Source organism: Acidovorax sp. SDU_ACID1 (assembly GCF_045291395.1).
Taxonomy (GTDB): domain Bacteria; phylum Pseudomonadota; class Gammaproteobacteria; order Burkholderiales; family Burkholderiaceae_C; genus MR-S7.
Genome location: NZ_CP152342.1, coordinates 4,396,235 through 4,410,313, shown reverse-complemented (window position 1 = coordinate 4,410,313; position 14,079 = coordinate 4,396,235). Strand labels below are relative to the sequence as shown.

Annotated in this window: 14 protein-coding genes; 3 read left to right on the top strand and 11 right to left on the bottom strand. The window is 70.6% G+C overall.

The annotated features are described in order from the left end of the window. Positions 1-8: 8 nt before the first annotated feature. Together AAG689_RS21635 and AAG689_RS21630 are read left to right on the top strand one after the other, a co-directional pair. Entirely contained in the window at positions 9-920 is a 912-nt protein-coding gene (locus AAG689_RS21635) for a LysR family transcriptional regulator ArgP (protein WP_020228593.1), read from the top strand. A 47-nt stretch (positions 921-967) separates the two neighbouring features. After that, positions 968-1,606 (top strand): TetR/AcrR family transcriptional regulator, encoded by a 639-nt coding sequence (locus AAG689_RS21630; protein WP_406623713.1) that lies wholly within the window; start codon positions 968-970, stop codon positions 1,604-1,606. Here AAG689_RS21630 and AAG689_RS21625 read toward each other — a convergent pair. From AAG689_RS21625 to AAG689_RS21580, 10 genes are all read right to left on the bottom strand, one after another. Continuing rightward, entirely contained in the window at positions 1,579-2,151 is a 573-nt protein-coding gene (locus AAG689_RS21625; RefSeq protein WP_020228591.1) for a midcut-by-XrtH protein, read from the bottom strand. The genes AAG689_RS21630 and AAG689_RS21625 overlap by 28 nt on opposite strands. A 104-nt stretch (positions 2,152-2,255) precedes the next feature. Continuing rightward, entirely contained in the window at positions 2,256-3,062 is an 807-nt protein-coding gene (locus AAG689_RS21620) for a hypothetical protein (protein WP_406623712.1), read from the bottom strand. Positions 3,063-3,069: 7 nt separating this feature from the next. Further along, on the bottom strand, positions 3,070-3,771 hold the full coding sequence (locus tag AAG689_RS21615; RefSeq protein WP_406623711.1) for an IPTL-CTERM sorting domain-containing protein: 702 nt from the start codon (positions 3,769-3,771) through the stop codon (positions 3,070-3,072). A 102-nt stretch (positions 3,772-3,873) separates the two neighbouring features. Beyond that, positions 3,874-4,095 carry a hypothetical protein gene (locus tag AAG689_RS21610; RefSeq protein WP_034690766.1) on the bottom strand — a complete coding sequence of 74 codons (222 nt, stop codon included), beginning with the start codon at positions 4,093-4,095 and terminating at the stop codon, positions 3,874-3,876. Positions 4,096-4,136: 41 nt separating this feature from the next. After that, positions 4,137-4,628, bottom strand: a complete 492-nt coding sequence (locus tag AAG689_RS21605) for a hypothetical protein (RefSeq protein WP_406623710.1) — start codon at positions 4,626-4,628, stop codon at positions 4,137-4,139. A gap of 201 nt (positions 4,629-4,829) precedes the next feature. Further along, complete coding sequence (locus tag AAG689_RS21600; RefSeq protein WP_406623709.1) at positions 4,830-7,895, bottom strand: IPTL-CTERM sorting domain-containing protein; 3,066 nt, start codon at positions 7,893-7,895, stop codon at positions 4,830-4,832. A gap of 177 nt (positions 7,896-8,072) precedes the next feature. Next, positions 8,073-9,125 (bottom strand): helix-turn-helix domain-containing protein, encoded by a 1,053-nt coding sequence (locus AAG689_RS21595; RefSeq protein ID WP_406623708.1) that lies wholly within the window; start codon positions 9,123-9,125, stop codon positions 8,073-8,075. A gap of 17 nt (positions 9,126-9,142) precedes the next feature. Then, on the bottom strand, positions 9,143-9,565 hold the full coding sequence (locus AAG689_RS21590) for a universal stress protein (RefSeq protein WP_020228588.1): 423 nt from the start codon (positions 9,563-9,565) through the stop codon (positions 9,143-9,145). Between the two features lie 128 nt (positions 9,566-9,693). After that, positions 9,694-10,533, bottom strand: coding sequence for a metallophosphoesterase (locus tag AAG689_RS21585; protein ID WP_406623707.1), 840 nt, complete (start codon positions 10,531-10,533; stop codon positions 9,694-9,696). Then, positions 10,530-11,498, bottom strand: coding sequence for a LysR family transcriptional regulator (locus tag AAG689_RS21580; RefSeq protein ID WP_406623706.1), 969 nt, complete (start codon positions 11,496-11,498; stop codon positions 10,530-10,532). The genes AAG689_RS21585 and AAG689_RS21580 overlap by 4 nt, the downstream gene beginning before the upstream one ends. 127 nt (positions 11,499-11,625) lie before the next feature. On the opposite strand from AAG689_RS21580, the gene AAG689_RS21575 reads away from it, so the two are divergent. Further along, entirely contained in the window at positions 11,626-12,069 is a 444-nt protein-coding gene (locus AAG689_RS21575; RefSeq protein WP_406623705.1) for a hypothetical protein, read from the top strand. A gap of 140 nt (positions 12,070-12,209) precedes the next feature. On the opposite strand, the gene AAG689_RS21570 is transcribed toward AAG689_RS21575, so the two are convergent. After that, entirely contained in the window at positions 12,210-14,075 is a 1,866-nt protein-coding gene (locus tag AAG689_RS21570; RefSeq protein WP_406623704.1) for a phosphoenolpyruvate carboxykinase (GTP), read from the bottom strand. Positions 14,076-14,079: the final 4 nt, after the last annotated feature.

The window sequence follows — 14,079 nt, the reverse complement described above, 5'->3', positions numbered from 1 at the left end:
CCACGGCCATGAGCACCTTCGATCCCGCCGCTTTGGAATGCCTGGCCGCCATCGTCGAGGAGGGCGGCTTCGAGCGCGCCGCGCGGCGCCTGCACATCACCCAGTCCGCCGTGTCGCAGCGCCTGCGCGCGCTGGAGGCGCAGGTGGGCTCGGTGCTCATCGTGCGCAGCCGCCCGCTGCGGCCCACGAACGCGGGGCAACTGCTGCTCAAGCACACCAAGCAGCTGCGCCTGCTGCGTGCCGACCTGGACCGCGACCTGCAGGACCTCGCGCCCAGCGCGCCCGGCGGCGTGCGCGAGGACGAGCGCATCGCCATCGCCATCAACGCCGACAGCATCGCCACCTGGGCGCTGGACGCCCTGGGCGACCTGGTGCGACAGCGCCTGCCGCTGGAGATCATCGCGGACGACCAGGACTTCACCCAGGAATGGCTGCGCTCCGGCCAGGTGCTGGGCTGCGTGACCACGCTCAAGAACGCGCTGCGCGGCTGCCGCGTGGTGCCCCTGGGCGCCATGCGCTACGTGGCCGTGGCCGCGCCCGGGCTGGCGCGCCGCCACCTGCCGCAAGGGCTCACGGCGCACAACTTCCGCAGCGTCTCCTTCGTCTCCTTCAACCGCAAGGACGACATGCAGGCCGAATTCGTCATGCGCACCTTCGGCCTCAAGCGCGCGGCCCTCAGCCGCGTCTTCGTGCCCAGCTCCGAAGGCCAGGTGCGCGCCGTGGTGGCCGGCTGGGGCGTGAGCGTGGTGCCCGAGCTGCTCGCGCGGCCGCTGCTGGCCGAGGGCCGGCTCGTCGACCTGGCGCCCGGCCACAGCCTGCCGGTGCAGCTCTACTGGCACTCGTGGAACCTGGAGTCGCAGGTGCTCGACGCACTGGCCGACGCGCTCACCACCGCCGCCGCGCGGTCGCTATCCGGCTGAACTGTGGGGCTTCTGGGGTTATGCGCCCGCGGCTTAACATGCGCCGCATGAACCTGCCGCAGCCGCCGCGCCCCTCCTTCAAGGCGCAAATGCACCAGGCGCGCGAGGACGCCATCGTCCAGGCCGCCAGCCGGCTGCTGGGCGAGAAAGGCTTCGAGTCCATGACCGTGGACGAGGTGGCCGCCGCTGTGGGCATCGCCAAGGCCAGCCTGTACAAGCACTTCGCCGGCAAGGACGACCTGTGCACCGCCGCCATGCTGCGCGCGGTGGAGCGCCTGCAGCGCTTCGTGGCCGAGCTGCCCGCTGGCCTGCCCGCCATGGAGCGCCTGCGCGCGCTGCTGCGCTGCCTGCTGGAGCTGCAGCTCGGCGACGAGACCCCGTTGCTGCCCGGCCGCAACTCCGCCCTGGCCCAGGCGCTGCGCGACTGCGCGCCCTACCAGGCGGCCATGCGCGAGGTGCACGCCCGTGCGCTCGGCTGGATCGCCGAGGCCCAGGCCGCGCGCCATCTGCGGTGTGACCTGCCGGCCGAGGTGGCGCTGTGCGTGCTGCTGGCGCGCTCGGCCGACCCGCTTCCGGGCCTGCTGCGCGAGCGCGGCCACGCGGACGCGCAGATCATCGACTGGGCCATGGACACCTGCCTGCAGGGCCTGGCCACCGCTCAGTGCGGCTTGCTCACCAGCAGATAGCAGCCTTCGCCGGGCGCCAGCACCAGTCCGGCCGTGCAGCGCGGCGTGTCCATGGGCGCCCGGTCGGTGTGCGCCGGCGTGAGGGTGATGCCCGTGATGCGCAGCGGCTGGCCGGTGGCGTTGCCCACCTCGTACTGGTACATGAAGTCGGCGAAAGGGGTGTCCAGCGCGACGTGGTAGGGGATGTCCGCCGACCCTCCGGCAGGGTTGTCCAGCAGCACGTCGCCCATCGCCAGGGGCAGCGCCTGCGCCCGCTCGCTCCAGCCCGCCGCCAGCAGCAGCGCGGCGGCCAGCAGCCCCGGCCCGGCCAGCGCCAGGCAGGTCAGGCGTCCGCGCGCCGCGCGCCAGGCCAGCGGCGCCAGCAGCAGCGAAAGCAGCAGCACGCCCCATTGCGTCAGCGTGGGTACCGGTTGGGCCGCGCCGGCCAGGGCGTAGGTGATGGTGCCTACCGGGGGCTGCGCCTGGGCCCAGGCGGCGGGCGCGCAGCAAGCGGTGGCGGCCAGCAGGGCGGCTGCGGAGCGAAGGGGGTAGAGAGTCCGTTTCATGGCAGGTTCTTGGCAGATGGGAAATCAATGAAAAAGGCCGCTGGCGCTTGCTGCGAAAGCACGGCCAGCTATCAAAAACAAAGCAGGAAAGAGCGCGCGGGGCCTCACCGCATCAGCGTGAAGCAGACGCTCACACCCTGGCCCGGCACGGACGGCTCCTTCAAGGCCACCATCAGGTCGATGGCGTGGCCGCGCTGGACGGTGGCTGAAAGGGGGCGGCCCGTGGTGCCGTTGCGCACATCCAGCACAACGGTGGAGTCGAGGCCGCCCGGCGGCGTGCCGAACACGATGAAGTAGGCGGGGTTGCCGGTCGTGTTGTCATAGGCGGGGTTCACGGTGTAGTCCGCACCGCTGATCAGTGTGGCTATGCCCCAGGTGTTGCCGGTAGGGTCGTCCTGCACCGAAAAGCAGCCGTGCCGCATGAAGGTCACGCCAGCCACGGCGCCTTGCGGCCCGGCGGGACCGGTATCGCCCTTGGGGCCGGCGGGGCCTTGCGGGCCGGGGTCGCCCTGGGGTCCAGCGGGCCCCGCAGGGCCGGCGGCACCGGCAGGGCCTTGCAGGCCGTTCGCGCCGGCGGCACCGGCAGGGCCTTGCGCGCCCGTTGCACCCGTTGCACCCGTTGCGCCCGTTGCACCCGTGGCGCCGGTATCGCCCTTCGGCCCCGCGGGCCCCGCGGGCCCCACCGGCCCGGCCGGATCGACCGACAGCACGCCCTGCGCGTCCGCCCGCACGAAGCCCGCGGCGCCGAGCTGGGGCATGGCGATCTTGCCGTCGTTGCCAAAGCCGGCGATGGCCTGCCCGGTGGTGTGGGACTGGATGTGTACGCCACTCGCGCCCGACAGGGTGACTTGCGCTTGCGCGGCACTGGCCGCCATCAGGGCAGCGCACAGGAGATGCAGTTGGTTTGGCATGGATCGCTCACGGATGAATGCAGAGGTACTTGCGCCGCCAGCCCAGCAGGCCCGTCAGCGCGGACAGCAGCAGCAGGCTCCAGGCACCCAGCGAGGGCACCGGCACGGCGCCCGGCGCGGGAGCCAGCGCAAACCAGCCTGGCGCGTTGCCGCCTCCGGGGCCGTTCTGGCCGGTGGGAGCCAGCCGTTGGCCGCGCGAGGCGTCCACGCCCGACACGCTCACGGCGCCGATCTGCTGCACGCCGCCAGGCAGCAGCGTGAGAAATGCGGCGCCGCCTTGGCCCCATAGCGTCACGTTGCCCAACGTGAGCGTGCCGGTCACCTGTTGTTCGCTGCCTGCGGCCAGGTGCAGCGTCTGCCCCGCCTGCGCAGCGCTCAGGGTGTCGAAGGTGGTGCTGCCGGTGATGTCTGTGGCGTTGCCAATGCTGCAGCGGCCCACCAGGGCCACGGTGCTGCTTGCGCCGGTGAAGCCGCTCGGGCCGGCTGCGTTGTGCCATCCCGCACCCACCTCGATGCGCGCGCCTGCTGCTGCGATGGAGCCCGCCGCGCCAATGCGCACGCGGCCCACGCCGGTGAAGGTGGCGCCCGCAGCGTCCAGGGGGCCATTCACCTCCAGGTCATCGCAGGCCAGGTCGATCGTGCCGTGGTACGCCCCACCCCCGGAGCCCACGGTGAACGCCGCTGCCTGCGCGCCTGCCGCGCCGGCCATCAGCAGCGCGGCCAGACTGGCGCGTAAACGTGAATGACTCCGTTTTTGATAGCTACGTGTGCTTTCCAGGCAAGCGCTGGCAAGGGGGTGGCTTGCATGGTCTTACTTGTTGACGCAGGTGATGTAGAGGGTGCCCGTGGCGCCTTGCCAGTCGCCAGAGGCCGGCGGGGCGAACTTGGCTATCCAGCCGTAGTAGGTCTTGGGAGCGGTGAAACCATCCACATAGGTGGGCGCGCACGTGACCAGTCGGGCGTCATGGTTGTTCGTCGTACAGCCGCCGGCAATGGCTTGCTTGCCAGCGGGGCATTTGGCGTAGATGTTCATGTACGCGCCTGCCTGCTTGGGGGCTTCAATCTCATACTCCATCACCTCCAGGCCCGAGAAGCCTGCCGGGCCTTGCGGGCCGGTCTCGCCCGTATCGCCTTTGTCACCCTTCGGTCCCTGGCCTCCTGTGGCGCCGGTCTCGCCTTTGGCGCCTTGTGGCCCCGTGGCACCGGCAGGGCCTGTCGGCCCCGTGGCTCCCGCAAGCCCTTGCGGCCCTGCCGGGCCTTGCGCGCCCGCCGCGCCCTGGGCTCCTGGCGCCCCCGCGGGCCCTGCGGCCCCACGGGCCCATTCGGATCGGCGGACAGCACGCCCTGCGCATCGGCCCGCACGAAGCCCGCCGCACCCAGCGCGGGAATGGCGACCGTGCCGTCGTTGCCGAAGCGGGTCACGGCCTGCCCCGAGGGGGCCTGGACGACCACGCCGCCAGCGCCCGAGAGCGTGACCTGGGCGTGGGCGGCGCTGCCCAGCAAGGCGGCGGCGAGGCTGATGAAGACCAGGAAGGGGTGCATACGGGGGCACGCAGGGGTTGTCATGGAAAGGGGTAAGGGGGGCGTCCGCTGCACCGTCATTGCGCATGAAAAATGCCTCCAGCGCTTATGTATCAAGCGCAGGCAGCTATCTTTATGGAAGCGATCGGCGCGGGTGGAAGCGCAACGCGGGCGATCTTGCGGGCGCCGCGCCCCGGCGGCTTGACTGGGCGTTTGCACGGCGCTTGACTGGGCGTCCGGCGGCGCTCACGCCCTGCGCCGCCGCGCGCCCAGGCCCGCCGCCAGCAGCGAGAGCAGCGCCAGCGCCCAGGCCGACAGCGTGGGAATGGCCTGCGCGCCGCCAGGCGGCGCGGCCAGCAGCACGGGCAGGCCGGGGTCGGTGATCTGGCCGGGCACGGCGTCGCTGTCGCCCGCGCCGCCGTCGGCCAGGGTGAAGGTCACGCTCAGGCCGTCGGGCGCGAACTGCGCGCCGGGCAGCGCGTACCAGTGCGGCTGCGCGCAGGCGGCGGCGCCGGTGCAGCCCAGCCCTTCGGGGCTGGGGCCGTATTTGAAATAAATGGCACCCTGGGGCACAGGCGCAGTGAAGCGCACGGTCACCTGCGCATCGCCATTGCCAGCGACACGCCGCAGTACCAGCCCCAGCGGTGCGTGCACCGCCCGCACATGGGGCGGCAAGGGCGCGGGCAGGGTGGAGGCAAAGGCGGCGCTGCTGATCTCCCAGCCGTTCGCGCCGTCCACCTCCACCGCACCCAGATTGCCATCGCCGCCCGCACCCTGCCAAGGCGCGCTGCACTGCTGCGCCGCGCCGCCATATTCACCGCTGCACTGCCATGTGTATTGGCCGCTGGCTGACAGCACGGCACCTGGCGTGCCCGTGGCGCACAGATTCGCGCCGGGCTTGAAGGCCACAGCGCCGTTGGCCGCCGAGCCGCAGGTGGCATCGACCGGGTCGTGGGTGAAAGTGGCCGAAACGCTGCGCGGGCTGGTCACGTTGGTGAGCTGGCATGAGCCCGTGCCCAAGCAATCGCCCGACCAACTGGTGAAGTGGTAGCCCGTATCGGGCGTGGCGGTGCAGCTTGCGTTCTGCCCATGGTTAACGGGGTTGGGTGCGCAGGTGACCGTGCCGTTCGCGGCGGCGGGGGTGGTGCTGATGGCATAGGCGTTGAGCGCAAAGGTGGCGCTCACGCTGCGCGGCGCGGTCACGTTGGTGAGCTGGCACGCACCGGTGCCCTCGCAATCGCCCGACCAGCCGGTGAAGTGGTAGCCCGCATCGGGCGTGGCGGCGCAGCTTGCGTCCTGCCCATGGTTAACGGGGTTGGGCGCGCAGGTGACCGTGCCGTTGGCGGCGGCGGGAGTAGCGATGGCGTGGGTGTTGGGCGTGAATGTGGCTGAGACGGTGCGCGACGCGGCCACGTTGGTGAGCTGGCATGTGGTGTTGCTGCCAGCGCCAGCACAATCGCCCGACCAGTTAGTGAAGTGGTAGCCCGCATCGGGCGTGGCGGTGCAGCTTGCATCCTGCCCATGGGTGACGGGGTTGGGCGCGCAGGTGACCGTGCCGTTGGCGGCGGCGGGGGTGATGCCGATGGCGTAGGTGTTGAGCGCAAAGGTGGCGCTCACGCTGCGCGGCCCGGTCACGTTATGGAGCATGCACGCAGTAGCAGTGCCTGAGCAATCGCCCGACCAATGGGTGAAGTGATGGCCTGCACCGGGTGTCGCGATGCAGATCGTGTCTTGCCCATGGGGCACGGGGTTGGACGTGCAGTACACGCTGCCGCCGGTGGCAGTGGGGGTGGCGACGGGGTAGGTGGTTTGTGCAAAGGTGGCGCTCACGCTGCGCGGGCTGGTCACGTTGGTGAACTGGCATGCGCCCGTACCCGAGCAATCGCCTGCCCAGCCGGTGAAGTGGTAGCCCGTATCGGGCGTGGCGGTGCAGCTTGCATTCTGGCCGCGGGGCACAGGGTTGGGCGTGCACGCCACACTGCCGCCGGTGGTGGAGGTGGTGGCGATGGCGTAGGTAATGGGTGTCGAGTGGGCCGAGACGGTGGTCGGGCCGAAAACCAGGGGCATGCAAGCCCCCGTGCCGCTGCATGCACCGCCCCAGCCGCTGAAGGGGCGGGCGACAGGGTCGGATACCGTGGCCGTGCAAACGGTGGTGACGCCATAGGCCACGGGGTTGGGGGTGCATTGCGCGCTGGCGATGCCCTCATCCATATTGACTGTCACCGTGTATTGGCGCGGCGCCTGGCAGGCAGCCGTGGCGCCGCCGTGGGTGCCTGCGCAGTTCCAGCGGAAGGCATCGGACGTGGCAAATGGGTTGGTGGGCGAACCGGCGCTGCACAAGCTGGTGGGCCAGTGGAGTGAGGGCGCCGTGTCGCCGCATGCGCCGTTGGCGGGCGGCGGGGTGAAGCTGGCGCTGACGGTGCATGGCCCGGTAATGGCTGCGGTGGTGTAGGTGCTGCCCGAGAGCGCGCCCCCGCAGCCGCTGGCCTGGGCCGTGTAGCCTGGCGGAATGGTGAGCGTGAAGCTGGCCTGCTGCCCCGCGGCCACTTCGCGCCCGGGCTCGATGCCGCCGCCGCCCGTGGCCTGGGTGGCGACGAAGTGGGCCCGGGGCGCAGAGCATTGCGGCGACGGGTTGCCGCCGTATTCGCCCTGGCACTGCCAGGCAAAGCGGTTCTCCTCTCCCCAAACACCGTTCGCCGTACCTACGCTGCACAGCGAGGCCCCCTGGGGCGGGTAGCGCAAAGGCGTGCTGCCGCTGGCGCTGCCGCAAACGCCATCGAGTTGCACAGACGCGCCGTTGACCGCCATGCCGAGGGACGTTTGGGGCTCGGCGACCCAGTTCGGGTTGTGGCTGGCACCCGAATACCAGGTCAGCCCGTTGTTGGTGGCGGTTGTGATCTGGCGGCGAATCTTGCTCCAGCCCGTGCTGCGCATCACCACCCAGGCGAAGTCGCCCGCCGCAACGACGCGGTTGCCCGTGAACACGCGCCGGCCCGCAGTGCTTGCATCGGGGGTGAAGGGGGCGCAGGCACCCATGAACGGTGTGTCGGCACTGGCGCTGGTTGCGCACACTTGCACCTCGAAGCCGTCGAACTGGTCCAAGTCCATCGTCACCTGGTTGATGCGCAGCGACTCGGCGCCGATGGGGATGCGGTTGGCCACCCACAGGTTGGTGTGGTACTGGGACGTAAAAGTGATGAGCCACGGGTCATTGGCCGCATTCAGGTTGTCGAACACCGTGACTGCGCCGGCAGACACTGAAGCCGCCGCCGTCAGCAGAAGCGAGGCCATCCGAAGGGCAAAGGTTTTCATGGACGTGGTCCGAAGGGGCGAGGTCCAAAAACCCCGCTAGCGCTTGCGTATCAAGCGCTGAAAGCTATCTTTATGGAAGCGTTCGGCGCCGATGGATGCGCGCTGTGGCCGATCTTGCGGGCGCCGCGCCCCGGCGGCTTGACCGGGCGTTCGCGCGGCGCTTGACTGGGCGTCTGCTCAGAGCCCGAGCAGCCAGTCGGCGTATTCCACCGAGGCCGCGCTGGGCAGCGCAGGCGGGTTGCGTCCGCTGGCGCGGGCGGCCTCGGCCATGGCGCGCACGTCGCTGGGCGTATGGCCGAAGGCGGCGCGGAAGGCGCGGCTGAAGTGCGCCTCGCTGGCGAAGCCCAGGCGCGCGGCCACGTCGGCCACGCGCAAGTGGCGGTAGACGGGGTTGGACAGGGTCTGGAAGGCGCGCTGCAGCCTGCGCTGCTGCACGTAGCGTGACACGCCGCCCAGCGGCTCGAAGAGCTGGTAGAGCCGGTGGCGCGAGAGGCCGAAGGCGCGGCAGAGCGCCTCGGGCGTGAGCGGCGCGCCCAGGTTGCGCGCGATGTGGCGCTGGATGCGCTCCAGCGTCACGGCCTGCACATCGGCGCGGGCCTCGGCCAGCGTGCGCTGGCTGGGGCGCAGGCAGGCGGCCAGCATCTGGGTGGTGGCGCGCACCACGTCGTCGGCCTGCTCCATGCCGATGGCGGGCAGGCGCCGGTGCAGCGCTCCGAGGTGGTCGGCCAGCAGGCCGCCGAAGACGCTGTCGCCGCGCAGCACGGTGCCGTGCGGGCTGGCCGCGCCCGCGAAGGCCACGTCGCCCAGCGCGCGCGGCACGATGAGCGAGAGCACGTGCGAGTCCTGCGCCACGGTGTGCTGGGTGCGGGCCATGTCGAAGACCACCACGTCGCCGCCGCGCACGCGCAGGCCGACACCATCGCCGTGCTGGCCGATGAATCCGCCCTGGCGGTACCACTGCACGAGGTAATGGTCCAGCCCGTCGTGCGCGGCGCGCGCGTGGCTGCGCGCGAAGCGCTGGGCGCCGAAGTGCAGGTCGCCCAGCAGGAGCTGGCCCAGGTGGACGGCCTCCACCTGCGCCTGGAAGTCCTCGACCGGCGCGCCCTGCGCCAGCGGGGCCACGTCGAAGAGCACCGAAATGCTGGTGCGCCACGCCTCGAAGCGGTCTTCGCCCGGGAGCTGGCTGGTGGAGAAGGTGGTGGAGGGGAGGGGCTGGGTGGGAGGCAGCATGGCCCAGCCCAGGCGGATCAGCGCACCAGCAGCACCGGCACGGTGCAGTTGGCCAGCACCTGCGTGCTCACGGAGCCCATCACCAGCTTGCCCAGCGAGCCGTGGCCGTGGGTGCCCATGACGACGAGGTCGAATTTGCCGGACTCGGCGGTTTTGGCGATGGTCTCGCCGGCGGGGCCCACCTTGGAGATGGTCTTGAGCTGCACGCCCTGGCGGCCCAGGAACTTCACCACGGGCGCGAGCACCTTCTCGGACTCCTCGGCGTAGTACTTATCGAGCACTTCCTTGCCCAGCGTGGCGCGCGCGCGCGGGGGCAGCTGGGGCTGGACGGTGATGGCCGTGTAGCTGTGCGAGGTGCCCAGCATCTCGTCGTGGGCGGCCAGGTAGGCCAGCATCTTCTTGGTGTAGGGGCTGCCATCGACGGCGAGCAGGATGTTCATTGCGAGACTCCGTAAGGGGATGGTTCAGGCTACTTCGCGACCGCGCCTGTTGTCTTGACCAGGGTCATATTTTGCGTGCTCTGTGTGCCGGCGATGGGTGCGCAGCACCCGGGCAGCATCATACGGTTTCACACGGCGACGATGCAGTGCGGCCGGAAGGTGGCCTGCTCGCCCTTGCGCGCGTAGCCGAGCGGGTTGGCGACCACGCGGCAGGCCCAGGCGCCGCCGTCGGCGCGGGTGCCGCGGACCGTGTAGTCGCTGGGCGCGTGCAGGTGGCCGTGCAGCCACAGGCGCGCGCGGGGCAGCAGGTCGTCCAGCGCGTTGCAGAAGCCCGCGGTGCCGGGCACCAGTCCGTAGCGCGGGTCGGCGCTTCTCAGGCTGGGCGCGAAATGGGTGACGGCGACGGTGGGCCCGTCGAAGGGCTGGGCCAGCGCCTCGCGCAGCCACGCCTGGCATTGCAGTGACTGCTCGCGCACGGCTTCGGCCAGGAAGGGCGTGCCGTGGCGCGTGCCGCCGGTCTTGGAGAGGTAGAAGTTGGCCGCGCGGAAGGCCTTGTCTCGCCGCCGCATCCGCTCGGTCTGGGGGGCGCCGGGGTCGGCGAGCGCGTCGAAGTCGCTCCACAGCGTGGTGCCCACCAGCCGCACGCCCTGCAGCACCACGCTCTCGCGCTCCAGCCAGATCAGGCCGAGCCGGTCGCACAGGTGACGCAGGCGCGCGTGCGCGGCGTCGAAGTCCTGCATGTCGTATTCGTGGTTGCCGGGCACGAAGACCACGGGCGTGGGCCAGCCGGCGTACTGCGGCAGCGGAGAGAAGCGGGCCAGGCCGAAGTCGTCGCCCTCGATGCGCGAGCCGGCCTGGTAGGAGCCGATGTCGCCGGCCAGCACCAGCAGGTCGGCGCCGGCGGCGGGGCTGGGGCTGAAGTGCGGATGGGCTTCGAGGTGCAGGTCGGACAGCAGCTGGATGTTCACGGCAGGGGCGGGGCGTGGAAGGTGCGGCGGGCCGAACGCGCCAGGGCGTCCTGCAGCCAGCGGTGGGCCGGGTCGTGCCGGCGGCGGCGGTGCCACAGCGCGTCCACGTGGACGATGGGCATGGGCATGGGCAGGGGACGCCAGACCAGCTCGTCCTTGAGGCTGGCCACGCCCACGAAGTGGCGCGGCAGCACGGTGAGCAGGTCGGATGCGGCGACCACGCGCCCGGCGGTGAAGAACTGGTTGACGGTGAGCACGATGCGCCGGTCGCGTCCTAGCGCGGCCAGCGCCTCGTCGATGAAGCCGAAGGGCTTGCCCGAGAAGCTCACCAGCAGGTGGCGTGCGGCGCAGTACTGGTCCAGCGTCAGCGGGCCGTGCGCCAGGGGGTGGCCGCGGCGCATCACGCAGACGTATTCGCCGTCGTACAGGCGCATGCTGTCGAAGGCCACCAGGCTGTCGGTCTGCGCGCGGGCCGTGAGGTCGGCCATGGCGGCGGGGAAGTAGCCTACGGCCACGTCGGCGGTCTCGTCGTCGAGCAGGCGGCGCGGGTCGCGCGTGGTCAGCGGCACCACGCGCAGCGACACGCCGGGCGCCTCGCGCTCCACGATCTCGACCAGCGGCGGGATCAGCGTGGCGCCGGTGGCGTCGGCCATGGCCAGCACGAAGGCGGTGCTGGCGGTGCCGGGGTCGAAGGCGCCGGGCGCCAGCGCCTGCTGCAGGTGCCCGAGCGCCTGGCGCACCGTGGGCCACAGCGCCAGTGCGCGCGGCGTGGGCTCCACGCCCTGGCCGCTGCGCACGAGCAGGTCGTCGCCCACCACCTCGCGCAGGCGGCGCAATGCGTTGCTGACGGCTGGCTGGGTGAGCGCCAGCTTCTCGGCCGCGCGCGTGAGATTGCGCTCGGCCATCACTTCGTCGAACACGCGCAGCAGGTTCAGGTCCAGGGTGCGGAAGTTGATCGGTGCCACGCCGCAATCATCACAGATGTGAATGACGGGGATTCAACATATAAAGTGGAATAAATATGGGGTAAACCCTAATATTCTCGTACCGGCCTTGGCAGTCTCGCCTACGTGGCTGGGAAGGATTGCAACCATGACCCATTTTGTCCACCCCGATTTCCGTGACGTCCACCCCGGCGTCGAGCGCGTGGAGCGCGCGGCGACGGCGCTCAAGGACATGGCCTCCCGCTTCGACGGCGTCCGCGGCGGCGCCTCGCTGCTGCTGGCGGCCGTGGTGTCTGCCCTGGTGGTGGTGGCCAACCAGGTGGTCGACGCCTGGGGCGACGGCCACCTGCTCGCCGCCTGGATGGTGCTGTGGGTGGTGGCCTTCGCCGCCCTCGCGCTGCTGGCCGCCCCGGCCCGCCGTGCCGCCGCCCTGCTGCGCGGCAGCGCCCGCGCCTGGACCGAGGCCCGCCGCCGCGACGCCGAGGACCAGCGGACCTGGAACGCCGCCCTGCACGACGCGCGCATCATGGCCGACCTGAGCCGCGCCATGAACGGCATCGCCGTCGAGGATCTGCGCCGCTACCGCTTCTAAGCGGGTCGCCGCAAAAAGAGAGCTGCCAGCGCTTGCCTGCTGAGGTTTTCGGGTAAAAAAATACCTGAAAGCCTGGCAGGGCAAGCGCTGGCAGCTCTCTTTTTTAGCCTCCCTCCGCTTGGCGGAGGGGGCGAAGCCGGTCAGGCGGCCAGGCGCTGTTGCAGCTTGTCCTTGGTGGACAGCAGTTCCTGGGGCAGGTGGTAGGCCAGCTTGTCGAAGTGCTCGGTGTGCAGCTTCAGCTCGTCGGCCCAGGCGGCCTGGTCGATGCTGGTCACGTTCTGGAACTGCTCGGGCGTGAAGTCCAGGCCGCTCCAGTTGATCTCGGCGTACTGCGGGGCGATGCCGAAGGCGGTTTCCTGGCCCTGGGCCTGGCCCTCGATGCGGTCGATCATCCACTTGAGCACGCGCATGTTCTCGCCGTAGCCGGGCCAGACGAACTTGCCTTCGGCGTTCTTGCGGAACCAGTTGGTGGTGAAGATGCGCGGCAGCCGGGCGCCCTGCGCCTGGATCTTGGCGCCGAGCTGCAGCCAGTGCTGGAAGTAGTCGCTCATGTTGTAGCCCATGAAGGGCAGCATGGCGAACGGGTCGCGGCGCACCACGCCCTGCTGGCCGAAGGCGGCGGCGGTGGTCTCGCTGCCCATGGTGGCGGCCATGTACACGCCCTCGACCCAGTCGCGCGCCTCGGTCACCAGCGGCACGGTGGTGGAGCGGCGGCCGCCGAAGATGATGGCGTCGATCTTCACGCCGGCCGGGTCGTCCCAGGCCTCGTCCAGCGCCGGGTTGTTGGTGGCGGCCACGGTGAAGCGGGCGTTGGGGTGGGCGGCCTTGGCGCCGGTCTCCTTGGCGATCTGGGGCGTCCAGTCCTTGCCCTGCCAGTCGATCAGGTGGTCGGGCAGCGTGCCGGTGTCTTTCTCGATGCCTTCCCACCACACGTCGCCGTCGTCGGTCAGCGCGACGTTCGTGAAGATCACGTCCTTGTCCAGGCTGGCCATGCAGTTGGGGTTGGTGTGGTAGTTGGTGCCGGGAGCCACGCCGAAGTAGCCGGCCTCGGGGTTGATGGCGCGCAGGCTGCCGTCGGCCTGGGGCTTGATCCAGGCGATGTCGTCGCCGATGGTGGTGACCTTCCAGCCTTCGAAGGCCTTCGGGGGCACCAGCATCGAGAAGTTGGTCTTACCGCAAGCGCTGGGGAAGGCGGCGGCCACGTGGTACTTCTTGCCCTGGGGGTTGGTCACGCCCAGGATCAGCATGTGCTCGGCCAGCCAGCCCTGGTCGCGGCCCATGGTGGAGGCGATGCGCAGCGCGAAGCACTTCTTACCCAGCAGCGCGTTGCCGCCGTAGCCCGAGCCGTAGCTCCAGATCTCGCGCGTCTCGGGGTAGTGCACGATGTACTTGGTCTTGTTGCAGGGCCAGCTCGTCTCGTCCTTCTGGCCGGGCTGCAGCGGCGCGCCCACGGTGTGCACGCAGGGCACGAACTCGCCGTCGGTGCCGATCACGTCGTACACCGCGCGGCCCATGCGGGTCATGATCTTCATGTTCACGGCCACATAGGCGCTGTCGGACAGCTCCACGCCCACGTGGGCGATGGGCGAGCCGAGCGGCCCCATGCTGAACGGCACCACGTACATGGTGCGGCCCCGCATGCAGCCGTCGAACAGCGGCTGCAGCGTGGCGCGCATCTCGGCCGGGGCCATCCAGTTGTTGGTGGGGCCGGCGTCTTCCTTCTTTTCGGAGCAGATGTAGGTGCGGTCTTCCACGCGGGCCACGTCCGACGGGTCGGACCACGCCAGGTAGCTGCCCGGGCGCTTGGCGGGGTTGAGCTTCTTGAAGGTGCCGGCCTGCACGAGCTGCGCGCACAGGGCGTCGTATTCCTCCTGGCTGCCGTCGCACCAGTGGATGCGGTCGGGCTTGCACAGGGCGGCCATGTCGGCCACCCAGGCGATCAGCTTGGCGTTCTTGACGTAGGCAGGCGCCTGGAGATCCAGGCCTTGCATGGTGGGAGCGTTCATCGCG